The sequence below is a fragment of the Bacillus sp. UNC437CL72CviS29 genome (assembly GCF_000482345.1).
Taxonomy (GTDB): domain Bacteria; phylum Bacillota; class Bacilli; order Bacillales; family Bacillaceae_G; genus Bacillus_A; species Bacillus_A arachidis.
Genome location: NZ_AXVB01000017.1, coordinates 66499 through 91401, shown reverse-complemented (window position 1 = coordinate 91401; position 24903 = coordinate 66499). Strand labels below are relative to the sequence as shown.

Below are 24903 nucleotides of genomic sequence, written 5' to 3'. Positions count from 1 at the left end.
GTTATCCCAGTCTTATAGGCAGGTTACCCACGTGTTACTCACCCGTCCGCCGCTAACTTCATAAGAGCAAGCTCTTAATCCATTCGCTCGACTTGCATGTATTAGGCACGCCGCCAGCGTTCATCCTGAGCCAGGATCAAACTCTCCAATAAAGTTAGTTTGTCTAGCATCTAAAATAAAAATTGACGTTTCACGTTGTTTGTTTCGTTCAGTTTTCAAAGAACTCGTTTGTCGCTCATTTGCGACTTCCTCATGTTAACATCTTTGTATTTCGATGTCAACTAAGTTTTTCAATTTCTTTTTCGCTTCCTGCTGTTTCGCATCAGCGACGGTTATTAATATATCATGCAGGTTATATACGGTCAATACTTTTTATAAAAAAATTTCACATCCCGCTTATCTCTTTTCCTTTTCATCTTTTTACTGACCGCCACTTCTTTTAAACGAAAAATTCAAAATTGTATGTTATATTATTGCTATAGGAGCGTGATGGGAATGGGGATTAAATATTCGAACAAGATCAATAAAATTCGGACTTTCGCATTAAGTTTAGTATTTATTGGACTCTTCATTGCATACTTAGGTGTATTTTTCCGGGAAAATATTATTATTATGACCATTCTTATGATGGTTGGCTTTTTCGCAGTTATCGCTAGCACCGTCGTTTACTTTTGGATTGGTATGTTATCTACAAAAACTGTGCAAATCATGTGCCCAAGTTGTAACAAACCTACAAAAATGCTCGGACGAGTAGATGCATGTATGCACTGCAATCAACCCTTAACGCTTGATCGTACTCTAGAAGGAAAAGAGTTTGATGAGAAGTACAATAAAAAGAACTACAAGGCATAAAATGGGTGCATATAATGAAAAAAGAGGCCGACGTAACCGTCAGTCTCTTTTTTCATTATATATTACGCCTTATGACACTCTGGACATACGCCATAAATCTCTAGACGATGACTATTAATAACGAAGCCTGTTGCTTGTGCAGCTTCATCTTCAAGTTTTTCCAAACCTCCATAAGGAAAATCAACAATCTTACCACACTTTTCACAAATCACATGGTAATGCTGACTTGTAACATAATCAAATCTACTTGAAGCGTCTCCATAAGTTAGTTCCTTTACAAGCCCTACCTCTTTAAATACACGTAAATTATTATAGACAGTTGCAACACTCATATTCGGAAACTTACCTTCTAGCGCTTTATAAATTTCATCCGCTGTTGGGTGCGTCATAGATTCCACAAGGTACTCTAAAATAGCATGACGCTGTGGAGTAATGCGTACACCCGTATTTTTCAGCATTTCTAGCGCTTCTTTTAATTCTTCTTTGACCACCGTCATGCACCCCGATTCTATACGGATTATTATTTTATAATTCTTATAAAGAGTGTACTCCTTTTCTTGTCAATCGTCAATATTTCAACTGTAACTATGTGGTTTATTTTTCACCTAACCTTATTTTTATGTATGTTTGTCCATCCTTTATACATTCACATAGAAAAAAGTGCGAAATAATCGCACTTGGAATACTATCTTCTGAGGAGGTATGCCCTACTCTTTTAATGTATGAGGCATTAGCAAAAGTGTATAGACACATGCCTCACAACACTTACACCATAATAATTTTTTCAGTTCCTTCTTATACAAAACCTTAATTTAAATAAGAAAGGATGTCCTCAATATGCCCTTTCACTTTTACTTTGCGCCACTCTTTTACAAGTTCACCATTTTTATTGATAAGAAACGTAGATCTTTCGATTCCCATGTACTCTTTTCCAAAATTCTTTTTCAGCTTCCATACAGCATATAACTCTGCCACTTTATGATCTTCATCCACTAAAAGTAAGAATGGCAAATCATGTTTTTCAATAAATTTCAAATGTCTATTTGCTGGGTCTGGACTTACCCCCAGTATAATTGTATCTTTTTCTTGAAACAACCCGTATGCGTCACGGAAATCGCATGCCTCTGTTGTACATCCTGGTGTCATATCTTTCGGATAAAAATATAATACTACATTTTTGCCGTGAAAATCAGATAGTTTAATCTGTTCTCCATTACTTCCTTCTAGTGTAAAATCCGGTGCCATTTCTCCTACTGCGACCATCTTTATCACTCCTTGTCTTTTCCTTCTACTATAACAAATGTTATCTTATTTTTCATTGTCGATCACGGTTCGAACTACGAATGCAAACGGCAAAGTATATCCAATCAGCGCTTCAACAATTGCAATCCAGCGCCCAATTCCAATAGGGGTTACATCACCATATCCAACTGATAATAAAGTAACCGCACTAAAATATAAGCATACTTCTACCAGCTGGAAAGAATGAACATTTAAACTTTTCCCGTCTTCTCTTAAGACGGAAAATCCACTTTCCTCTAATACAACATAACTTAATCCAAATGCGATAAGTACTGTTGTATAAATTAGAAATAATACAGTCAGATTATACAAAGAAAAGAAACGCTTCGAATCTGGGTATGAGCTCCATAATATTTGAATACTTCTTAACACAGCCATTGCTGCAATGAATAAAATAAGTCCCCATAACATGTCCTCCACCTCATCTTATATGTATGAGGACAATACATAATTTATCCCATGGAAACCGATAATCCTCTATTTAGTTCCCGGCACCACGGTATCTTTTCACACCTTGATTCCAAAGTGTGATTGCAATCGCAAAACAAATCACACCAACAAATGGTGTCGCAAACGCATAACTATTCCATTCTGTCTTTCTAAGAAAATACGCCGCTGGATACACACCCACAAATGCAAATGGCAATACAAACGTTAACACAAATCGAATCACACGATTATAAATATTTACAGGATATCGCCCATAATTCCCAATGTTATACATAAGCGGCATAATAGAGCTTTTCGCATCTGACCAAAAGCCAATACTTGCAAGCGTTACAAATATCCCACCATACACAAGAGCACCTCCTGTTACCATGAACAAGAACAAAAAGTAATCATACCAATAAAAGGATAAATGCAGCTCTACTGCCGCATATCCCATTACAATGATCCCAGTAACTGCACCAATTAAAGACTCCAGTTCCATTCGCTCTAATATAATTTGGAATAAACTATGAATCGGTCTTGTTAAAACACGATCCATTTCTCCCTTAATAATGTAACGATCATTAAAATCCCATATATTAAAGAAAGCAGAAAAGATAGCAAACGGTACTAAGAAAAAGCCATAAATAAAGATAACTTCTTCTCGGTTCCATCCTTTTAACGCTTGTGTATGTCCGAAAACAACAAGAATAAAAATTAAATTAACAGCTTGTAATAGTAAATCAGATAATAATCCAACAATAAAATCACCACGATACTCGAGTTTCGTTTTTATATATTGGCTTGCATATTGCAAAAACAGTTTTATATACAGCATCCCATCATCCCCCTTGTACAATTAGGCGTTTTCTCGCCGTTTTCCACATCAGCACAATTGGAACAATAAGTACAACTGCCCAAATCATTTGAAATAATAAAGCCTGATACAACTTACTTCCCTGTATTCCCTCAGAGAAAATCATACTCGGAATATAACTGATTGCTTGAAATGGTAAAAATACCATTGCTTTTTGTGCCCATAAAGGATAAAAGCTAATGGGTAGTAATAAACCTGAAAATAAATCGATAACCACACGTTTTGCATACATAATCCCACTATTATTAAATAAGAAAAAAGTAAGCATGCCTGTCATTAAATTAATTTGCGTATTAATAATAAAGCTGAATATTAACGATAGGAAAAACCACAGCCAGGTTTGAAAATTCGTTGTAATTTGCAATGAGAATAACAGTGTAACAATAATCATGCCGGGAATAGAAAAGAAGGCAAAACGGAAGATTCCCTCTCCAAGACCTTGCATAACTTTCATTCCTAAATAATTGTATGGACGAATTAATTCAACAGCTACACGTCCCTCTTGAATTTCCATCGCAATTTCTCTGTCAATGTTATTAAAGTAAAAAGCTCGAGCCATCCATGCAATAGCAATATAGGTTGTCATCTGAGAAATTGATAAGCTTTCAATATTCTCTTTCCCACTGTAGATGGCTTGCCATAAAAAATAATATGCTCCGATATTAATTGTATAAATTAAAATTCCACTATAGTAATTCGTTCGGTAAGCAAGCATCATTAAAAAACGAATCCGAATCATTTCAATATACTTACCCATGAATCATACCCTCTTCATAAATATTACGGATAATTTCTTCTGTCGACACTTCATTAATTTTCAAATCTTTAATTTGAAAAGCTTGGACCACTTTGGAAATGAGCATAGAAATTACAACTTCTTCATTCGGTATTTTCGCAATCCATGTATATTCTTCTTTCCCCTGCGACCAAACTACATGATCATCAGGCATTAGCGCTGATAATTGTTGATATGAAACAGGTGCAGTAAATTGAAAATGTATCTCTTTTTCTGCTCCCCACTGCGAACGAAGTTTTTCTAATGATCCATCATACATAATGCTTCCTTCATCCAGCATAATCACACGTTCACATAAAGCTTCAATGTCAGTAATATCATGCGTCGTTAATAAAATTGTTGTTTTATAACGTTCATTCATTTCCTTTAAAAACTCACGGATTTTTAACTTTACAAGAACATCTAGTCCAATGGTTGGCTCGTCTAAAAATAAAAGCGGTGGATTATGAATTAATGCCGCTGCTAATTCACAACGCATTCTTTGACCAAGCGATAACTTTCTTACTGGCTTATCTAACAAAGGCCCAATATCCAACGTTTCAATAACGTGCTCCATATGTTCATTATATTGCGCGTCCGATACACCATACACTTTCTTTAATAAACGAAATGATTCTTGTACTGCAATATCCCACCAAAGTTGCGAACGTTGACCAAATACAACACCAATTGTTCTTACAAATTCTTCTCGCTGTTTATGTGGGTTCATACCATTTACTATAATCTGACCAGACGTCGGTGTTAAAATTCCAGTTAACATTTTAATAGTGGTAGATTTACCCGCGCCATTCTCACCGATATAACCAACCATTTCTCCTTGTTTTACAGTAAAGGAAACATCATTAACTGCTGGTACGATTTTATAATTACGATTTAATAAATCGCGAAATGCACCTTTTAAACCAGAACGACTTGAATACGCTGTAAATTCTTTGCGTAACCCTTGTACTTCAATTACCGATTTCATAATCGGCCCCCCTTCCTCGATACCACAACGAATAGTTTACCCAACTCCCATTCCTACCACAAACAATACGTCTTTTTGAAAAACATGTTAGAATAATACATAGATTTTTGTAAGGAGATGAATTGTAGTGAATTTCACAAAATCAGAAGCATTACATAAAGAAGCGTTAGAACATATCGTTGGTGGTGTTAACAGTCCTTCTCGTTCTTTTAAAGCAGTTGGTGGTGGGGCACCTGTTGCAATGGAACGCGGAAAGGGTGCTTATTTTTGGGATGTAGATGGTAACAAATATATCGATTATTTAGCAGCATACGGTCCGATCATTACAGGTCACGCTCATCCTCACGTAACAGAAGCAATCAAAATCGCAGCTGAAAATGGTGTATTATACGGAACACCAACAGCTCTAGAAGTAAAATTTGCGAAAATGTTAAAAGAAGCAATGCCAGCTTTAGATAAAGTTCGTTTCGTAAACTCTGGTACGGAATCTGTTATGACAACAATTCGCGTAGCTCGTGCTTATACAGGTCGTACAAAAATTATGAAATTTGCTGGTTGCTACCACGGTCATTCAGACTTAGTTCTTGTAGCAGCTGGTTCTGGCCCTTCTACTCTTGGTACTCCTGATTCTGCTGGTGTACCACAAAGCATTGCACAGGAAGTTATTACCGTTCCATTTAATAACGTGGAAACATTAAAAGAGGCACTAGATAAATGGGGACATGAAGTAGCAGCTATTCTTGTAGAACCAATCGTTGGGAATTTCGGAATTGTAGAGCCTAAACCTGGCTTCCTAGAAAAAGTAAATGAGCTTGTCCACGAAGCTGGCGCACTTGTTATTTATGATGAAGTAATCACAGCTTTCCGCTTTATGTACGGCGGTGCCCAAGATTTACTTGGCGTAACACCGGATTTAACAGCACTTGGTAAAGTAATCGGCGGCGGTCTTCCAATTGGCGCATATGGTGGTAAGAAGGAAATTATGGAACAAGTTGCACCGCTCGGTCCTGCTTACCAAGCTGGTACAATGGCTGGAAATCCAGCTTCTATGGCGGCTGGTATCGCATGCCTAGAAGTACTAAAACAAGAAGGTGTATACGAAAAACTAGATGAGCTTGGAGCAATGCTTGAAAAAGGTATTTTAGAACAAGCTACAAAACATAATATCGATATTACAGTAAACCGTCTAAAAGGCGCATTAACTGTTTACTTCACAACAGATACAATTGAAGACTATGATGCTGCTCAAAATACAGATGGAGAAATGTTCGGCAAATTCTTCAAACTTATGCTTAATGAAGGAATTAACTTAGCTCCATCTAAATATGAAGCATGGTTCTTAACAACAGAACATACAAAAGAGGATATCGAATATACAGTCGAAGCTGTCGGCAAGGCATTTGCTGCCTTAGCAAACGCATAAAAAATACACATTCAAAAGAAAAAAATAGAGGATGCCCTCTATTTTTTTCTTTTTTCTATTTCATAAATCGCACATCAATAGTATAATTATTCATAATTATCTGTTTTATTTCGAATTTTATATTCATTTGTTGCCTATAAGGCAATATATGCCTTTTAAAAATCAGATTATTCACAACTTCACAACAGAGGGGGGATTGACGGATGCCTAACAATACAAAATGGTCACCGTCTTTATTTCGAGATTACGTAAATGCAGAACACGATGCGTGTGGAATCGTTTCCGTTATGGAAAAACATAATGTGCCAACAAAAGAAAACATCGATCTGTGTATACAATCACTTGTAAAAATGAATCATCGCGCTGGCTTTATTAATGGTGAAGGCGATGGTATTGGCGTTCATATCGACCTACCGAAAGCCCTTTGGAAAGAAAAATTAAAAAATAGCGGATATAATCCAGCGATTGTGGATCATCCCCACTTTATCGTTGGACATTTTTTTCTAAACAAAAAAGAAGATCCTACACTCTTAAAAAACAGTATTCATAATAAATTAAACAAGAAAAATCTCACTGTTATTTTCGAAAGTGATGATGTGATAAACTCTGATGCCCTTGGTCCTCTTGGTAAACAAGAAGAGCCTTTATTTTGGCAAATTGCCATTCTTTCAGAAACACCAACTGAAGACATCAATCAAGTACTATTCGCTTTAACGATCGATATAGAGAAAAATACAGCAATTCATGTTGCATCGTTAAGTCACGACCATGTTGTGTATAAAGTTCTTGGTGCTGGCGATACACTTGTTGCCTATTATGACGATTTGCAACATCCACTTATTGCATCAACGATGACCCTTGGACATAATCGCTATTCTACAAATACATTATCTAATTTTTTTCGCGTACAACCATTTAGCATCCTTGGGCATAATGGTGAAATTAATACAATTTCCAAGTTACGTGATCAAGCCGAAATGATTGATGTACCACTTACTGCTGGAGGCAGTGATTCTCAAGATTTAAACCGCACCTTAGAAACTCTTCTCGTTCGCTACAACTACAGTCTATTTGAAGCAATGGATATATTATTTCCACCAATTATTAATGAGATTAAATTATACGAGCCACATATGCAAGATTTATATACGTATATTCGTGAAGCATGGGGACATTTCGCCCAAGGACCAGCCGGCATTATTTCACGTTATAAAGATGAAGCCGTTTTTAGTGTAGATTCACTTGGTTTAAGACCTGTTTGGAAAGTTGAAACAGAAAGTTCCTATGTCTTTTCTTCCGAACCAGGTGTTGTATCACCATCTGAATACGTAGCAGAACCAAAGTCACTTGCCCCTGGAGAAAAAGTAGGTTTAAAGTGGAACCCCCAAGGTGACCTTGTTCTCTACGAATATGAAACATATCAAGAAGAAGTATATAAACGAATGAAACAACACATTCATTTTTCAGATTATCATTTCAACTTATCTACTCCAGCTGTGGAAAAAATTGAAGGGTTATCTAACCTTTCTCAAGTTGAAACAGAGCAATATGTAGCTTTCGGATGGGATCGTGAACATATCCAACTTCTTGAGCAAATGGCAACAAAAGGCGTTGAACCAATTCGTTCACTCGGACATGATGCCCCTCTAGCTGCACTTGATCCAGACAGACGAAACATCGCTGATTTTATAAAAGAGAGTGTTGCTGTTGTTACAAACCCAGCGATCGACCGTGACAGGGAGGTTGAACACTTCTCTACACGTACAGTACTGGGGAAGCGGCCTAGCTTATTTAGCGGTGGACACCAAACCTTTGTTACTGAACTTTTGTCACCAATTATAATAGAAGGCGCTTTAGCACAATCTGTATCAGAAGATTTAGAAATCACCTCATATGAACAACTGATACATCTATTTGCAACTCATAGCACAGTCTACAAGTTATCCGTTACCTTTCCAGCATCGGAAACTTTACATGATGCATTAAATCGAATTAGCGCCGAAGCTACAGCTGCTATCAAAAAAGGAGCTTCACTATTATTACTTGATGATGCAAAAGCTCATCAAAATGAACAATTATGGATTGATCCACATTTAGTTACAGCTAAAGTACACCAAGAACTTACTGAACATAAATTACGACGCAAATGCTCCATTGTTGTAAGATCCGGTGCTCTTCGTTCTTTACATGACATTGTTACACTATATGGATTAGGTGCTGATGTTATTAATCCATATTTAATGTTTGCAACCGTAAACGATGGGACAACGATACCAATTTCTAATTTATATAAAGCGCTAAACAAAGGACTTGAAAAAGTGATTTCAACTATCGGCATTCATGAACTGCGCGGTTATGGCCGTCTCTTCTCTTCAATTGGTTTACACGAAGAAATTGCAAACATACTGCAGATTACAAACTTTTTAGGATCACGTACTGTAGCGTTTTCACTTGAATCTTTAGCAGAAGATGCGAAAGTCCGGGCACTTGATTATAACAATCCAAAAGTTAGAATGCGAAAAACATTTCATGTATTCCCTCGCATTTGGAAAGCAATTGGTGATGTCGCAAAAGGGAATGCTTACGATAATTATCGTGAGAAATTAGCGGAAGTAGAAGATAAGAACCCAATTGCAATTCGCCATCTTATCCAAATGAAAGCAGCAGAGCAACCAGTGTCAACTGAGCACGTTTCAATTAGCGTAAAAAATCATGACTTACCATTCATTATTAGTTCCATGTCATTTGGCTCTCAAAATGAAATTGCATTCCGCGCCTATGCAGAAGCAGCAGACCGTCTCAATATGATTAGTTTAAACGGTGAAGGCGGCGAAATTAAAGATATGATTGGTAAATATCCACATACACGTGGTCAACAAATTGCGTCAGGACGTTTTGGTGTGAATGCCGAACTGTTAAACTCATCAAATTTAATTGAGATTAAGATTGGGCAAGGAGCAAAACCTGGTGAAGGTGGACATTTGCCGGGTTCAAAAGTAACTTCCAAAATTGCAGAAGCACGTAACGCAACAATTGGCTCAGACTTAATTTCTCCGTCCAATAATCATGATATTTACTCAATTGAAGACTTGGCGCAAATTATTACGGAAATTAAGACAGCCAATCAACTTGCAAAAGTCGCTGTCAAAGTTCCAGTTGTCCCTAACATTGGAACAATCGCTGTAGGAATCGCAAAGGCTGGTGCTGATTTTATTAATATTAGCGGATTTGATGGCGGCACGGGTGCTGCACGTATTCATGCCCTTCAGCATGTAGGCCTTCCAGTTGAAATTGGAGTAAAAGCTGCTCATAACGCTCTATTAGAAGCAAATATGAGACAGAACGTAGAAATTTGGGCAGATGGTGGTATTCGGAGTGTAAACGATGCACTAAAAGTTATGCTTCTTGGTGCAAACCGTATTGGCTTCGGTACTTTATCCATGATTGCAATTGGCTGTACAACGTGCCGGGGCTGTCACTTAGATACTTGTCATGTTGGTATTGCAACACAAATTGAATCAGAAGCACAAGCAAAAGAACATGGACTACGCCGTTTTGTTCCACGTCAATTGGAAAAAGCTGTAGAAGGTTTATTACACCTATTTACTACTTTCGGAACAGAACTTAAACGTTTAACAAGTGAGCTCGGCTATACGAACTTACAAGAAATTGTTGGTCGTTCTGATTTACTAGAACAAACGCGAGGAATAGAACTATTAGACTTACAACATTTATTACAAACATTGGAAAGTACGTCTCACACGATAACAGACAGAGTACAGCAACAAGATTATGTAACAACTGACTCTTTCCAATCAAAAGAGCTAGTTGGTGTTGGGGTAGATCAACGCGTAATGGGTGGTCTGGAATCATGCTACCGCGTTCGAAGTAAATTATATGACAATCATACGCTTGAACCAATTACATTAAAATATACAAATGGCTCTGTTCCTGGAAACGGGTTAGGTGCCTACAATAGTGAAAACTTATTTATCCATGTAAATGGCGGGGCGCAAGATGGCATCGGAAAAACATCATTCGGTGGCGGCATTTATATTACAAAAGCAAAAGGAAAAGATGGAGCATATTATAACGGTTCTGTCGGAAAAGGATTTGGATACGGTGCACAAAAAGGAACTTTATATGTGCAAGGTAACGCCGATGCACGTGCTGGCATCCGCTTATCTGGAGCGGATATGATTATCGGTGGGAGAATCACAAAACCAATTCGAGAAAAAGAACATGGGAATCTTGGCGTTCATGCAAATATTAAAGGCTTCGCTTTTGAATATATGACAAATGGTCGCGCTCTCGTTCTTGGCGATCCTGGTCCATGGATTTGTGCAGGCATGACCGGTGGTGTCGTTTATTTACGCCATCAGCCTAAACTCGGTTTAACAGAATCTGCTTTGCGAAGAAGAATCGCAAAAGGAGCAAACGTAACATTACGTCCACTTAGCAAAAATGGAGAAACAGACATTACAGAATTATTATTAGACTACATTCGCGTATTAAATGAGCATGAACAATATGAAGAAGTTGCTCTCTTAACACCGTTATTAGATAACATTCAGCTTCACTTTTATGAAATCATTCCGAAAAAAGAACAAGCAGATCCATCTATTTCAACTGAATGATACAATTTCAATTACATTCGTTTAAAACCGATGAGGTGAGTATTCCGTAGTAATCTATAATCATTTAAAAGCCTGCTAAATTTCAGCGGGCTTTTTTCACTAAAGTGCAGATTCAAAAGGAAGGATACATAACTTACCCTACTAGCGAAGCAACGAAGAAATGCGAAGGCTATTTTTACTCAGATTTTTGAATATGACTAAAATATCACTAAAATATCACTTGCTAACATATTGTAATGAATGTATAGTATCATGTTGTACATTCATTATGACAAGAGAGAAAGGATATTAAGTAGGGTATGAAACTTGGTGCTCGCATTTTAAAAACGGGTATTGCCATTACATTAGCTTTATTTGCTTGTACTTTGCTCCAACTACCGAGTCCCGTATTCGCGGGAATTTCAGCAATTTTTGCTGTTCAACCATCTGTATACCGTTCGTATTTGACAGCACTGGAACAAATTCAAGCAAACGTAATTGGTGCAGTATTCGCTATCGGATTTGCATTTGCTTTTGGACACAATCCTTTTATCATTGGATTAACTTGTATATTAGTTATTGCGATTACACTACAATTACGTTTAGAAAATACAATATCCATTGCTTTAGTAACGGTTATTGCTATTATGGAATATCAAGGAGCAAACTTCTTTGATTTCGCCTTGCTTCGCTTTGCAACTATTATGGTCGGGATTATTGCAGCTTCACTTGTAAACTTAATCTTTATGCCACCAAAATACGAAACAAAACTATATCATCGCATCGTTGATGATACAGAAGAAATTGTAAAATGGATTCGTATGAATAGCAGGCAAGCTTCTGATTTTACAACACTAAAAACAGATATTGATCGTATGAAAGAAAAAATGATTAAATTAAATCATTACTACTTGCTTTACAAAGAAGAAAGAAGCTATACGAAAAAAGTACAATTTGCAAAAATTCGTAAGCTCGTTTTATTTAGACAAATGCTAGCAACAACCAGCCGTGCATTAAGTACACTAAAAGCATTACATCGCACGGAAAATGAATTGAGGTATATGCCTGAGTCATTTCAGGAATCCATTCAAAATGAATTAGATTCATTAACACACTATCATGAACAAGTTTTGTTAAAATTTATCGGTAAAGCAAAAAAACAACAGTCTGTTGAAATGCTTGATGAAGTAGAAACTGGTAAGCAAGAATTAATTGATATATTTATGGACTATCAAAATAAGGATGATGAAGAATCGTATAAAATATGGTTACATCTCTTCCCTCTTATTTCTTCCATTATCAATTACAGTGAAGAAGTTGAGCATCTTGATTTACTTGTAGATAGTTTTTATACGTATCACAAACCAGAGAATGAACTACAAATCGATGAAAAAAAAGATGATGAATAAAGAAACAGCCCATTTATTTCGAATGGGCTGTTTCTTCTATATGTTGAATTTGATATAAATTATAATAAAATCCTCGTTTTTGCATTAATTGTTCATGAGAACCTTTTTCTTTTATTTCACCATCTTCGATATATATAATTGTATCCACATGTGTAATGGTAGCTAACCTATGAGCAATAATAATTGTTGTACGATCCGCAGCTAATATTTGAAGCGCCTCTTGAATATACCTTTCATTCTCTAAGTCTAAAGCCGAAGTTGCTTCGTCTAATATAAGTAAAGAAGGATTCTTTAAAAACACACGCGCTATCGCTACACGCTGCCTTTGCCCACCAGACAATTTTACGCCTCTCTCTCCAACAACTGTATCGTAGCCGTCTGGTAATTTCATAATGAAATTGTGAATCTGTGCTGCTTTTGCAGCCGCAATGACTTCCTCTTTCGTTGCTTTTGGATTTCCATATAAAATATTAGATTGAATCGTATCACTAAATAACAAATTATCTTGTAAGACAATACCAATATGACTACGTAAATTTCTTACATTATAATCTTTCACATTCACACCATCTACATAAATTGCACCACTAGAAACATCATAAAATCTTGGAATTAAGCTAGCTAGGGATGACTTTCCACCTCCACTCGCTCCAACAAGAGCGATTTTTTCTCCAGGACGAATTGAGAAAGAAAGATGGTGTAGTACATCTTTTTCATCAGTATTATACCGAAACGAAACTTGATCAAATACAATTTCACCAAAAAGCTTTTTTTGTTCAAGCGCATTTGGCGTATTTACAATATCATACTTTTCGTCTAAAAGTTCAAATACCCGATCCATTGATGCAAATGATTGTGTGAGTGTTGTAGAAGAGTTAACAAGGCGGCGTAACGGACTATATAAGCTATCCATATAGCCAATAAAAGCAACCATCGTTCCAAGTGTTAAGGAACCTTGAATCACTTCATACGCCGCAAACGCAATAACAAGTAATGGTCCCAAATCCGTTAACGTATTCACCGCAGAAAATGTTCGCGCTGTCCAGCTTGTATGTGTTAATGCTTTAGTTAAAAAATCATTATTTTTCTTATCAAACTGTCCCTTTTCATACTCTTCTAACGCAAAACTACGCGTCACTTGCATCCCTTGAATACGCTCATGTAAGTAACCTTGCATCGTTGCCAATGCTTGTGAGCGCTCCCTCGTCAATTTACGAAGACGCCCAAAAAAACATTTCACCGCAACTGCATAAATTGGCAAAATTAACAATGCAACGAGCGTTAATTTTATATTCATAGAAAACATAACTACGATTGCAATAAAAATCGTAGCTGTATCAAGCCAGACGTTCATAAGCCCTGTAATAACAAAATCCTTCGTTTGCTCTACATCATGGATCACACGCGAAATAATTTCACCTGTTTTTGTATTTGAATAGTAACGTAAACTCAACTTTTGCAGATGCCCAAAAATATGTTTTCGTAAGTCATAAAGTACCGTATTACCAATACGTTGCGCAAAGTATTGACGATAATATTCAACAGGTGGTCTCAGTACACCAAAAATGAAAAAGGCAATCCCGATTGCCGTTATCAATTGGGATGTTTTTTCACTAAGTGATCCACCACCTTGAATGACATCATCAATAATATACTTTAATAACCACGGCATAATAAGCGGAATACCAAACTTAATGAGTCCAATAATAATTGTAATCGTAATAAGCCACCGATATGGTTTTACAAATTGTAAATATCTTTTTATTCCCTGCATGTAATCCCCCCTCAATAGGACAAACCTGCCGGGAAAATCCCTGCAGGTTTGTTCTAATCTCTATACATTAAATACCGCTCATACCACATGTCTACAAAATCTGGCGCAAAAGGTCCTTTTCTTTGATGAATCCACTGCGTTAAATACTCTACGTTTCTCTTTAGAATTGTATCAATGACTGGAGGATAGTTCATAATCTGACTATGTTTTTCATACTCATCTTCATCTAAAAGTGTATATGTCATATCTGGATACACCTTAATATCCAAATCATAATCAATATACTTTAATGCTTCAGAATCATATGCAAATGGAGAACTTAAATTACAATAGTAGTATACTCCCTCTTCTCTTAACATACCGATTACATTAAACCAATAATTTGAATGAAAATAACAGATTGCAGGTTCACGCGTAATCCATGTCCGACCATCTGATTCGGTTACTACAGTCCGATCATTTGCACCAATTACAAGACTTTGTGTACCTTTTAAAATTGTAGTCTCTTCCCACATTCTATGAATGGAGCCATTATGTTTATAACTATGTATTTGTACTTTTTCTCCTTCTTTGGGAAATCCCATACGTGCTCCCTTCTTTCACTGTGAACGCTCTTCTAAAGTTGTCTTAACTCGTATCGTTCCTATTAAAAACGTATTGAGCCGAATTCACTTTTTTTCTATTATAACTTTTTTGTCAAAATTTTAAAACTAAACCGATACAATCCAACTTTCGTAAGCGCCAATGAATTGCTCTTCATTGGCAAATCAGGATGTACCAAAAAGCCCTTTTTCATGAATTTAAAAAGGACTTCTCCATCTAAAATATTAGAACACGTCACTTCTTTAGTTAGAAATTATTTTTTCAGCTTCAAAAGAATGAATCACTTCATTTGTTTGTCGCTCAAATTTTTCATGCAAAAGCTTCAAAGCTTCTTCCGTTTTGTGTATTTCTTGACGAATAAAATGTAAATCTTTTTTATCATACGTATCCTGCTCATTTGTTTCGATCTGTTGGTACTTCTCTAAATGCGCTTGTAATTTCAATAACTCATCCATTGTCTGTAACTGCTCTCCTACTAACTTATCAAATGAATTCATTATTTCCCCCCTGTTTCAAATAAATTCTCACTATCTATTAATACGGGATACATCTCTATTAACTATTTTCTAATTTCCCAACTCCTTCTCCTTTGACTACATTTGTTGACTTATTAGAAGTTATGTCGCCTCTCTCAACAAAATTCTCAAAGCAATCGATTTGAATAGTATGAGACCTTCACTAGTAACAAAACTTTGTCTTTCGTCACTACACTGCAAATAAAGAAAACACTTCTCTTGAATCGAGAAGTGTTTTTCTTTGTTATTGATTCGTGCTAGAAGATTGTGATTTTTTCGCTGCTGATTTTGCGTTTTGTTGTTTTACTGCTTGTACATCCGTATCAGTAGCAAACTCTGTACCGTAGCTAGCATTTGCACTTTGAACGCCAGCACTAGAAGCCTGTGCTTTTTTTGCTTCTGATTGCGCATTTTGTTGCTTTACTGCTTGTACGTTTGTCTCAGTTGCAAACTCTGTACCATAGCTAGCATTTGCACTTTGAACGCCAGCACTAGAAGCCTGTGCTTTTTTTGCTTCTGATTGCGCATTTTGTTGCTTTACTGCTTGTACGTTTGTCTCAGTTGCAAACTCTGTACCATAGCTAGCATTTGTACTTTGAATACTAGCACCAGAAGTTGCTTTGTTATAACCTTGTTGTTTTTTACTCATCTTTCTCACCTCCACAATCAATAATGTAACCAACCCTTCTAAAAGATATCCGTAAAATTATTTTTTTATTGGCGCATATATCTTCCTTGGCTCATTCAAACTACATATGATGGAGGTGTACACATGTACGTTGGACGCGATATGACGGAACTATCTATGATTTCGAAAGAAGAATGGAAACAAGATGAATTGGCTTATTTTCACCATTCCTTGCAACAAATCATGCCTTATTTAAATGTAGAAGGCCAAACGATTTATAAAGAAATCATAAAAGAAATTGAATCACGAGGCGGTCTTCAAAAAAACGAGGCGGATTGGACACACGGTACAAAAATTTCTTATGATTAAAAAACGTGTTCCCTAACTCGGGAACACGCTCCATCTCCACCCCTTTTTACCTGTTGTAAAAGACCAAACGGGTGAAGTTACTCGACCGCCATATCGATCTTCAGCTTTTATATACCAGTGATACGTCGTATTTTCCTTTAAGTTCTCCCATTTTACTTTTGCGTTGCGCCAATTTGCCACAAAATCATCTTTACCAATTACTTCATTCGTGTACACGTTTACTTCTACATAGTCTGTTGCAACTTGTTTTATCGCAGGTTTTAAATCAACGTCTAATTCAAATTCATCTTTTCCTGGATACTCTTCTGGTTTATAAAAATTATATTCATTTAAATATGGAGAATACGTTTTGACATACATTTTGTTCGCAGTTGTATCAAATTGTAAAAGTCGCATATATCCTTGTCCACCCTCTGGTCCTCCTTGATAATCCGCCAGCATTTGATATACTTTACGATCTGCGATGCCGTCTCCATTATCATCAATTTCATCAACTAGTGTCTCACTATCATGATAATGTCCACTTAACACAGCTAACACATTTTTATTTGGTTTAACTACCTCATTATAAATTTCATCGCCGATTGGACTACGATTACCTGATACAAGTAAATATTCATGGAATGATAAAATCGCTTTTCGATTCGGATATTTCTGTAACACTTCCTTCATCCATTGAATATCTTCATCTGTGACGCCCCATCCCATATACAGCATAATAAAGTCGTTTCCCTTTGCTGAAATCAAATCATAGTGTCCACGGTTATTCTTATAACTTTCACCGTAAAATGACTTATCTTTAAAACGCCAGTCTCCAAAATATTTCGAGTATGCTGTATAGTCTTCGTCTTTATGATTTACATCATGATTTCCAGCCAACACACCATATGGTACTTTCGCATTCTCAAGCACTTTCATATATTCATCTGCACGCTGCCATTGAAATTCTTGATATGATTTATCAACAAGGTCTCCCGTATGGAATACATATTTAATATTTAATGGATCTTTTTGTGCAGCAATCCAGTCAACCTGACTTTTGTAAATATAGGGATAACTTTCAGAGTAATACTGTGTATCCGACATCCAGACAAATGTGTAATCAAACTTGTTTGGCGAACTTGGGATTTGGTCTTGCACAATTACACTTACTTTTTTATCTTTTACATATTCTTTCGCTATTACAGCACCTTTTAATTCAAAGTCCTTATCCTCAGCAATTTTCGATGTAAGTTCTGTCCACTTATTTGTCATGTAGTTCCAAGCATACATCGTAACTTTTCTTCCTTCTAGAGAATGTCCATACCATTTTACTTCTACCGTATCATCATTTTTCACATCATCTGCAACAGTTACGTCAAAGCGATGATATGGAAATTTCTCTGTTGATTCCGTTGTATAATATTCCCCATCTTTTTTACTAACTTTACTTAACTTCTCTTGATCGAAACTTTTCTCACCATTTACAGCAAAAGCTTGTGGTGGTTCTTGTTCTATCGAATTTTCGGTAATTTTCATATGTTCCGTATCATTCGGCTTATACGCATATCCCTTATAAAATGTTGCTTTCATTGCATCGTTTGTTGGATCGGTTACTTTTGCTTCAAGTGTCGGACTCGTACTCACATTTTCCTCTCCGTCTTTAGGTGCAATCGGAGTAGGGTCGGTTGGATTTTCTGCCCAAGTTTCAAACATAACTGTTTTTTCTTGACGATTTCCCACTTGATCCTCCGCCTCCATATGTAGCTCATGCTTTCCTGCTGCTAATTTCCCAGAGGACGTTTCATATGGAGTTTCAATCTCTTTCCCATCTAAAATTACTTTTTTACTCTTTATTCCTGCTATATCATCTGTAACTGTTACATCAATTGGAATTTTCCCTTTATATTTCTTATTCTGTATTGTAGTAGAAATCTGTGGCGGTGTATTATCAACTTTTACATTCGCAACAGTTTCTTTATTCACACCATCTTGCACTGCAATTCGATGTTTCCCGTCCTTCACTTGCTTTGTATCCCATAAGTACGCATTCGAAATAAATTTTTCTTCTGGAACTTTGAATTCAAACGTAAATACTGGTGTTGATGTATCTCCATCACCAACTGATAACTCCTGAGTTGGATTTGCAAAGTTCGGATCATATAAAGTCGTTCCATCTGCTAATACAAGGCGAACATTTTTTAAATAAAAATCATCTTTGTTCTCTTGAACTCGATCATCAAATGGAGACGTTTTTGTGCCAGAGCGAATATCAATTTTGAACGGTTCATTATATTTAATTTTTGATTGATCAATTTTTACAGTTAATGTGACATAATCACTATACGTATCGTCAAATACACGCAATACGTCCTTCCCAATCGTAACCGCGTTTTTAAAATACAAATCAGTTTGCTTTACATCGAAAGCAAAATAGGCAGGCTTCTCTAAAGCGCGATATGTATTCGTCTCTACTTTCTGTCCATCCACCAAAAGAGAAAGTTGTTCAGATCCAACCGACGATGAAGTTCCTTTTAATAAGACTTGCTTTGCAACTACCTCATCATCTTTTACATTAAGACGAAGAGGGCCTTTATCTTTCTCACCATCTATTTGCACTGAGTACATATCACTTTTTACCACATTTAAGCCATCAGAGGCTTCCAAGTAATATGTTATTTTCTCTTTTCCAATTAGTTCAGGTGAGTAAACGGTATAATGATATTGTTTATCTACATGATTCTCTACTAAATTTTCTACTTTATATTCTGCATTAGAATTCATTTTGTAATATAGTTTCACACTTTTTACTTGTTCGTTATCAAGAACAGAAAAACTCAATTTATGATCTTGAAATTCAGAAATTAGCCCTTCTGCCGGTTTATGTGAAATTGTCGGCGGAATTGCATCTGCCTTCAAAGCAACCCGCTCAGTCGGTACTTGCCCTTCGAATACAGTTCCAGGAGATGCATTATGCTCTGCACTACTAGTCTTTTGCATAATTTGTGAGCCATCTTGAGGATAGCGATATAAAATCCCCTTATTCGCTTTCACATCAGCTTGGTTTGCTTGATCATTGTAATAAGCAGCTGCTATTTCTTTCCCCGTCTTTGTTGCAACGACAATGCCACGGGCACTTCCATTCGCCATTCCATTTGAATATACTCTAACAATATTTTTATTTTCTACTAAGTTCGCTCCAAATTGTTTATTAAAATCGGCTACATTCTTCTCATTATTTTCACCATTTATAACCCAAAATACGAGAGACTGCCCCGATGGAATTACAACATCATCGGGAGTGGATCCCCAAATAAGATCCCCCTCTGGTCCTTCAGATGGATAACGATATCGAATTGTATAATCCTTAAAATTAAGATCCTGCTCGCTATTGTTATACACTTCAATAAATTCATATCCATCTGCTTTCCCAACATTCGTCGTGTCTGGCGTCACTTCGGTAATCAAAAATGGCGATGCGCTTTGCGGATCTATTTTTTTATGTTCTACTTTTGTTTCATAGGATTTTTCAATTGTTTCTTGATTCCCTTGCACGACAATTTTATAGAATAATGAGTTCCCCCATAGCTCTTTTTGAGGAATTGTCACCTTATAAATATCACTATTTCCTTCTTTGTTCATCTGCAATTTTTTGTGTGTTAATTTGCCATCTTGAGTATACAAAACAGCTACATTTTCCCCACCTTTAATCGTTGCAGTAATAGTTAAATCTTCCGCCTCTGTATGAGTAGGTGATGCCGTATGCTCAATCGTAACGCCAACTTGATCTGTTTGTTTTACTGGCTCTAACGGTACTTGAAATGGTATTTGCACACCAGGTGTTCCTTTTTCAAACAAACCTACTTTTTGCATTCCAACACTTTCGGGCTTGTATGTATAAGTAACACTCTGCCCAACCTTTACATCCGATTTCTCATATGTTGCAGATGATAAAACTGTTCCATACTGATCAGCCAATTGAATGGTTCTTCCAGCGCTATTAGACATTCCGTCTGATTCAATTTGAAGCACTTGTTCTTCCGTTATATTTCCACCGTATGCTTGAATAAAATCTTGTTTTGATAACTCTACATTTCCTTCATTTTTAATCCAAAACACTTTCGTTTCTTTTGATGGGATTGTCGCATTTTCTGTAAAATGCCAATCTTCACTTCCTGCTTCTGAGTACTTATAAATAAGTTTATAGTCTTTCAGTTGCATTGCCTCACTTGAATTATTGTATATCTCTATAAATTCATATCCATCTTTCCCATTCACATTTATCGTATCTGGCATGAGCTCAGTAATCATAACTGTCCCATTTTTGGTGTAATCTTCAGTTTGATGTTCAATAGTACTCTTAAATTGTTCTTTTTCTGGAAATGTGATCATTTTCCCATCCTGTTCAATCTCAAACCAATATGTAAACGTATCAGACCAAACATCTAGATTTGGAACAACAGTAGAATACAAATTATTCTCACCTTTGTTCATTTCCAGTTTTTTCATTAACAAACCGTTAGCACTACGATATACTAGGTTTACTTTTGTCGCATCGTATACACTTGCTAACTGAAGTTCAATCGGTAAATCTTCATGTGCATTAATTTTCGTTTTAGGTACATGCGCTGTTTCTTGTAACAGCTTTTCTTTTTGTGTGGGTTGCTTTTCTATCGTTTCTTTAGAGTTAGGTTCTGTAGGTGCAGCTTTCGGTGGTACTGGCTCTAGTTGTTTTGGATCTGACTGAACTGCCTTTTTTTGTGGAGATTCTGTAGATGCTGGTTCTTTTCCCTGCGATTGGAATGTAGTATAAGTTCCTGGCGATGGTATTTCATTTTTTATTTCTTTCTTTGTTTCATTCCAAAAAGAATGAATGGATATATCCTTATTCTCTTTTCTTGTCTCAATGACATCTACCGTTTTATTTTTCTCATTCGTTACTTCAATTCTAATTTGTTCATCACTTAAATCCTCAGTAGCAAACAAAACTTGATCTTCTTTTATTTCTGTCTTATAACGCTCATTAATCTTATTAACTGTATTATTTCCAAATAAGATTAACTTCGTTTCTTTTGGTTGTACAGATTGCTTTTCATTTTCATCTTTAAATTTTAGCACTTTTCCATTGACCTTCAGTTGAACATTCCTCATGTCCATAACTTTCTCTGATGAGTTATACAATTCGATATAGCGTAGATCATCTGTATAATGCACTTCTGAAATGAGAACTTGCTGATTTTGTTCCTTCTCCTCAGCAAAAGTGATATAGCCTGACCCAGCTACTGTTTGAAGCAAAAAGGTCGCTATAACTGCTGAACTGATTACTTTTTTTAGCATTTCCTATCCCCCTTTAAATTTTTTCATTACAACTTCCATTGTATTTGTCATTTGTTAAGGGGATATGAAATATTTGTAAGTAATTGTTATGTTTATGTCGAAAAAACTTCAACCATTAAGGTTGAAGTTTTTCCACACATTCTTCATAAATCGTACGATGCGATTTAGAAAAAGGTAATTTCTCAAATTCTTCTTTAGATACAACTTTTAATGTATCTGTTTCTTTAATAGTACTTGTTACTTTTCCATAAAATACAAATACATCCCATGTACGATGTGTGAACGTATGTTGGACATTCATTGCATATTCATCAATGGAAATAGATAAGGCAAATTGTTCCCTCATGTAATCAATGAGTTGTTGTTTTTGATTCCGAATCCCGCCATTGATTTCAACATTCGGAAATTCCCACATGTTCGCAAGTAATCCTGTACTTGGTCTTTTGTTAATTACATAATTTCCATCCTCTGTTTGCAATACCCCCGCAACAAGTGGTACCATTTTAGGAGCTTTCGCCTTACTTTTGACTGGCAACTCTTTCTGTACACCTTCTGCATAACCACGACAGTGTTCCCGAACTGGACAAAGTAAACAAGCTGGATTTTTTGGAATACAAATGAGCGCACCTAACTCCATTAATCCTTGATTAAAATAGGATGGATTTTCCTTCGAAATAATTTCACGTACAATTTCTTCAAATACTTTTCGTGTCTTAGGTTTCGCAATATCATCCCAAACCGATAATATACGGGATAAAACGCGCATTACATTCCCATCTACAGCTGGCTCTGGTATACCGTATGCAATACTTAAAATCGCACCTTTTGTGTATGGACCAACGCCTTTTAATTTTTCAATTTTCTTTACATCACTTGGTACTTTCCCGCCATATACTTCCTTTACTTCCTTAACTGCTGCATGTAAATTGCGAGCCCTAGAATAATAACCGAGGCCTTCCCATGCTTTTAATACCTTTTCATCCTCTGCCGATGCCAATGCTTCTAATGTCGGGAACTTTCTCATAAAATTTGCGTAATATGGTTTTACAGCTTCTACTCTTGTTTGTTGCAGCATAATCTCAGAAACCCAAACACGATACGGATCTTTATTTTTACGCCACGGTAAGTCACGCTGTTCTTTCTCAAACCAACTAATTAAATCATGTTGAAACTTCTCTATGTTAAAATCATCTAATATTTCAAGTGTCAAACTTGATCCCCCTCATTTTTTTGCATATACGTACTATTATAAAGATTTTAGGAAAAAATTTAAGTAAGATGATATAGGAAATTGAAGGCAAATGCCTTGAGATATCGAATAAAAAGAGTTACATTAATAAAAAAACGGAGGTGTGTTTTCATGGACACAGCCACTCACCTTGTTATGGGCGTCACATTAGGTGGTTTAGCAACGTTAGATCCGGCCATTAGCCAGAGTGATTTCGGACCACAAGCTGTTATGCTTGCAACGATTGCCGGTTCCAATATTCCTGATATTGATACCGTCTTAAAATTACGTAATAACGCAAAATATATACGAAACCATCGTGGAATTACTCATTCCATTCCTGCTGTTATTATTTGGTCTTTCCTTATAAGTGGAATTGCCTTTGCCTTCTTTACAGAAGCTCCATATATCCATCTACTACTTTGGTCATTTATTGCCGTCTTTCTTCATGTGTTTGTTGATATTTTTAATGCTTATGGTACACAAGCATTACGACCTTTCACAAAAAAGTGGGTTGCATTAGGTGTAATTAATACATTCGATGCCGTAATCTTCTTTATCCACATACTCGCTATCGCCTGCATGCTCGTCGGCTCACATAAAGGATATACTGCTTTAGCTGCATATGTTTTAATGTTTGTCTACTATATTGGTCGGATTGTAATGAGACAAAATATCAAAAGTGTCGTTTACAAACGATTTGAAAATGTAGAGGAAGTCATCATTTCTCCTTCCTATCGTTTTTATCATTATCATTTGGCAATTACTACAAGAGACAAATACTATGTCGCGCGTTGGCACCGCGGCCATATTATGGTACATGATAAATTTAATCGTATTCCACTTCCAGATAATAAAATTATGCAGGCTGCACAAAAAGATGAAAACATTTCTGCTTTTTTATCTTTTTCACCTGTATATCGCTGGGATATTTTTGATTACGACAACTATTATGAAGTGCGTTTTATCGATTTACGGTACCGTAGTAAAGACTATTACCCATTCGTTGCAATCGTCCAACTGGATCAAAATTTAAACATCATTAATTCCTACACTGGCTGGATTTTTAGTGAAGAAAAACTTCGTAAAAAATTAGAATTGATTCCGCATTAAAAAAAGCGACCAACTTCGGTCGCTTTTCTTAATGCTTTAAATGATCATCTTGATTAATCAAATGACTGTATTTCGGATTATTAGTACGAATTTCATGAAGACGTTCGCCATGATTATTAATCCATGCTCTTACAATTTGTTCCGTCATTTCTTCACCTTGATAACGACCAGACTTTGCATACGTGACTTGGAAGTCCTCCCACAATAGCTCAATCCATGCGCGTGCCTGAGAATAAGACAGAAAGCTATTTTTTTTAAGTAATTCTTTTGTTAATACTTCATATTTATCATTCATTATTTATTTCTCCTTTAATTAATTTCCTACTTTCCCCTGCAGCCTCACTGCCACAGCAAAATTATAAATAAAAGCATACACTCATTCATGAACTTCTCCCATCGCCAACAGAAGTTTCATTTTATGTTCAAGCATAATTTTCTCTATTTTGCACATTCTATTAACGATACTTCTTAACAAGTATCATTAATAATGAGGGGGCGTTCTTCTTGGGTAGACAAGCTGAATTTTGGTCTGAATCAAAAAACAACAGCAAAATCGATGGTCCAACGAAAGCAAAAGCTCGTTTTGCTTCGAAAAGACCTAATGGCACAATTAACACGCACCCACAAGAGCGTATGCGTGCCGCAAATCATCAGGAAGAGTAAAAACAATAGTAATTTCTAAAGAG

Annotated in this window: 20 protein-coding genes and 1 rRNA gene; 7 read left to right on the top strand and 14 right to left on the bottom strand. The window is 36.2% G+C overall.

The features are described from left to right. Window positions 1–152 (bottom strand): 16S ribosomal RNA (locus M014_RS0115415); the annotation flags it as partial. Window positions 153–495: 343 nt separating this feature from the next. Between M014_RS0115415 and M014_RS0115410 the strand changes: the two genes are divergently transcribed. Further along, on the top strand, window positions 496–852 hold the full coding sequence (locus M014_RS0115410; protein ID WP_026592541.1) for a YgzB family protein: 357 nt from the start codon (window positions 496–498) through the stop codon (window positions 850–852). Window positions 853–914: 62 nt separating this feature from the next. Here M014_RS0115410 and perR read toward each other — a convergent pair whose 3' ends face one another. The 6 genes from perR to M014_RS0115380 form a co-directional block, all read right to left on the bottom strand. Further along, entirely contained in the window at window positions 915–1343 is a 429-nt protein-coding gene (perR, locus tag M014_RS0115405) for a peroxide-responsive transcriptional repressor PerR (RefSeq protein ID WP_170833688.1), read from the bottom strand. A gap of 316 nt (window positions 1344–1659) precedes the next feature. Beyond that, entirely contained in the window at window positions 1660–2115 is a 456-nt protein-coding gene (gene bcp, locus M014_RS0115400; protein ID WP_026592539.1) for a thioredoxin-dependent thiol peroxidase, read from the bottom strand. Between the two features lie 45 nt (window positions 2116–2160). Beyond that, the gene (locus M014_RS0115395) at window positions 2161–2565 is read right to left on the bottom strand and encodes a potassium channel family protein (RefSeq protein WP_026592538.1); all 405 of its coding nucleotides are present in this window, start codon (window positions 2563–2565) and stop codon (window positions 2161–2163) included. A gap of 70 nt (window positions 2566–2635) precedes the next feature. Next, on the bottom strand, window positions 2636–3421 hold the full coding sequence (locus M014_RS0115390; protein WP_026592537.1) for an ABC transporter permease: 786 nt from the start codon (window positions 3419–3421) through the stop codon (window positions 2636–2638). 4 nt (window positions 3422–3425) lie between these two features. Further along, entirely contained in the window at window positions 3426–4217 is a 792-nt protein-coding gene (locus tag M014_RS0115385; protein ID WP_026592536.1) for an ABC transporter permease, read from the bottom strand. Continuing rightward, window positions 4210–5223: an ABC transporter ATP-binding protein gene (locus tag M014_RS0115380; protein WP_026592535.1), complete on the bottom strand. Its 1014-nt coding sequence runs from the start codon at window positions 5221–5223 to the stop codon at window positions 4210–4212. Before M014_RS0115380 ends, M014_RS0115385 begins: the two co-directional genes overlap by 8 nt. 127 nt (window positions 5224–5350) lie before the next feature. Here M014_RS0115380 and hemL point away from each other — a divergent pair, with 127 nt between their 5' ends. The 3 genes from hemL to M014_RS0115365 all read left to right on the top strand — a co-directional run bounded on the left by hemL (window position 5351) and on the right by M014_RS0115365 (window position 12671). Continuing rightward, window positions 5351–6646 (top strand): glutamate-1-semialdehyde-2,1-aminomutase, encoded by a 1296-nt coding sequence (gene hemL / locus M014_RS0115375; RefSeq protein ID WP_026592534.1) that lies wholly within the window; start codon window positions 5351–5353, stop codon window positions 6644–6646. Window positions 6647–6849: 203 nt separating this feature from the next. Beyond that, the gene (locus M014_RS0115370; protein ID WP_026592533.1) at window positions 6850–11283 is read left to right on the top strand and encodes a glutamate synthase-related protein; all 4434 of its coding nucleotides are present in this window, start codon (window positions 6850–6852) and stop codon (window positions 11281–11283) included. A gap of 299 nt (window positions 11284–11582) precedes the next feature. Further along, on the top strand, window positions 11583–12671 hold the full coding sequence (locus M014_RS0115365) for an aromatic acid exporter family protein (protein ID WP_026592532.1): 1089 nt from the start codon (window positions 11583–11585) through the stop codon (window positions 12669–12671). Between the two features lie 13 nt (window positions 12672–12684). Here M014_RS0115365 and M014_RS0115360 read toward each other — a convergent pair whose 3' ends face one another. The 4 genes from M014_RS0115360 to M014_RS27055 form a co-directional block, all read right to left on the bottom strand. After that, window positions 12685–14445: an ABC transporter ATP-binding protein gene (locus M014_RS0115360; RefSeq protein ID WP_026592531.1), complete on the bottom strand. Its 1761-nt coding sequence runs from the start codon at window positions 14443–14445 to the stop codon at window positions 12685–12687. Between the two features lie 53 nt (window positions 14446–14498). Continuing rightward, window positions 14499–15029, bottom strand: a complete 531-nt coding sequence (gene ntdP / locus M014_RS0115355) for a nucleoside tri-diphosphate phosphatase (RefSeq protein ID WP_026592530.1) — start codon at window positions 15027–15029, stop codon at window positions 14499–14501. 261 nt (window positions 15030–15290) lie between these two features. Next, window positions 15291–15545, bottom strand: a complete 255-nt coding sequence (locus M014_RS0115350; protein WP_026592529.1) for a YgaB family protein — start codon at window positions 15543–15545, stop codon at window positions 15291–15293. Between the two features lie 262 nt (window positions 15546–15807). After that, window positions 15808–16212 carry a gamma-type small acid-soluble spore protein gene (locus tag M014_RS27055; RefSeq protein WP_081811053.1) on the bottom strand — a complete coding sequence of 135 codons (405 nt, stop codon included), beginning with the start codon at window positions 16210–16212 and terminating at the stop codon, window positions 15808–15810. Window positions 16213–16335: 123 nt separating this feature from the next. Between M014_RS27055 and M014_RS0115340 the strand changes: the two genes are divergently transcribed. Then, window positions 16336–16560, top strand: coding sequence for a hypothetical protein (locus M014_RS0115340; RefSeq protein ID WP_026592528.1), 225 nt, complete (start codon window positions 16336–16338; stop codon window positions 16558–16560). 12 nt (window positions 16561–16572) lie between these two features. Here M014_RS0115340 and M014_RS0115335 read toward each other — a convergent pair whose 3' ends face one another. Both M014_RS0115335 and mutY read right to left on the bottom strand, forming a co-directional pair. Next, a complete protein-coding gene (locus M014_RS0115335) occupies window positions 16573–21876 on the bottom strand; it encodes a lamin tail domain-containing protein (RefSeq protein WP_026592527.1) in 5304 nt (1767 codons plus the stop codon). A gap of 115 nt (window positions 21877–21991) precedes the next feature. Beyond that, a complete protein-coding gene (mutY, locus tag M014_RS0115330; RefSeq protein ID WP_026592526.1) occupies window positions 21992–23086 on the bottom strand; it encodes an A/G-specific adenine glycosylase in 1095 nt (364 codons plus the stop codon). 150 nt (window positions 23087–23236) lie between these two features. Between mutY and M014_RS0115325 the strand changes: the two genes are divergently transcribed. After that, window positions 23237–24217, top strand: coding sequence for a metal-dependent hydrolase (locus M014_RS0115325; protein WP_026592525.1), 981 nt, complete (start codon window positions 23237–23239; stop codon window positions 24215–24217). 28 nt (window positions 24218–24245) lie between these two features. Here the strand turns inward: M014_RS0115325 and M014_RS0115320 are convergent, their stop codons facing one another. Further along, complete coding sequence (locus M014_RS0115320; protein ID WP_026592524.1) at window positions 24246–24512, bottom strand: YfhJ family protein; 267 nt, start codon at window positions 24510–24512, stop codon at window positions 24246–24248. Window positions 24513–24721: 209 nt separating this feature from the next. Between M014_RS0115320 and M014_RS0115315 the strand changes: the two genes are divergently transcribed. Further along, the gene (locus tag M014_RS0115315) at window positions 24722–24880 is read left to right on the top strand and encodes a small, acid-soluble spore protein K (RefSeq protein WP_018767248.1); all 159 of its coding nucleotides are present in this window, start codon (window positions 24722–24724) and stop codon (window positions 24878–24880) included. Window positions 24881–24903 lie beyond the last annotated feature (23 nt).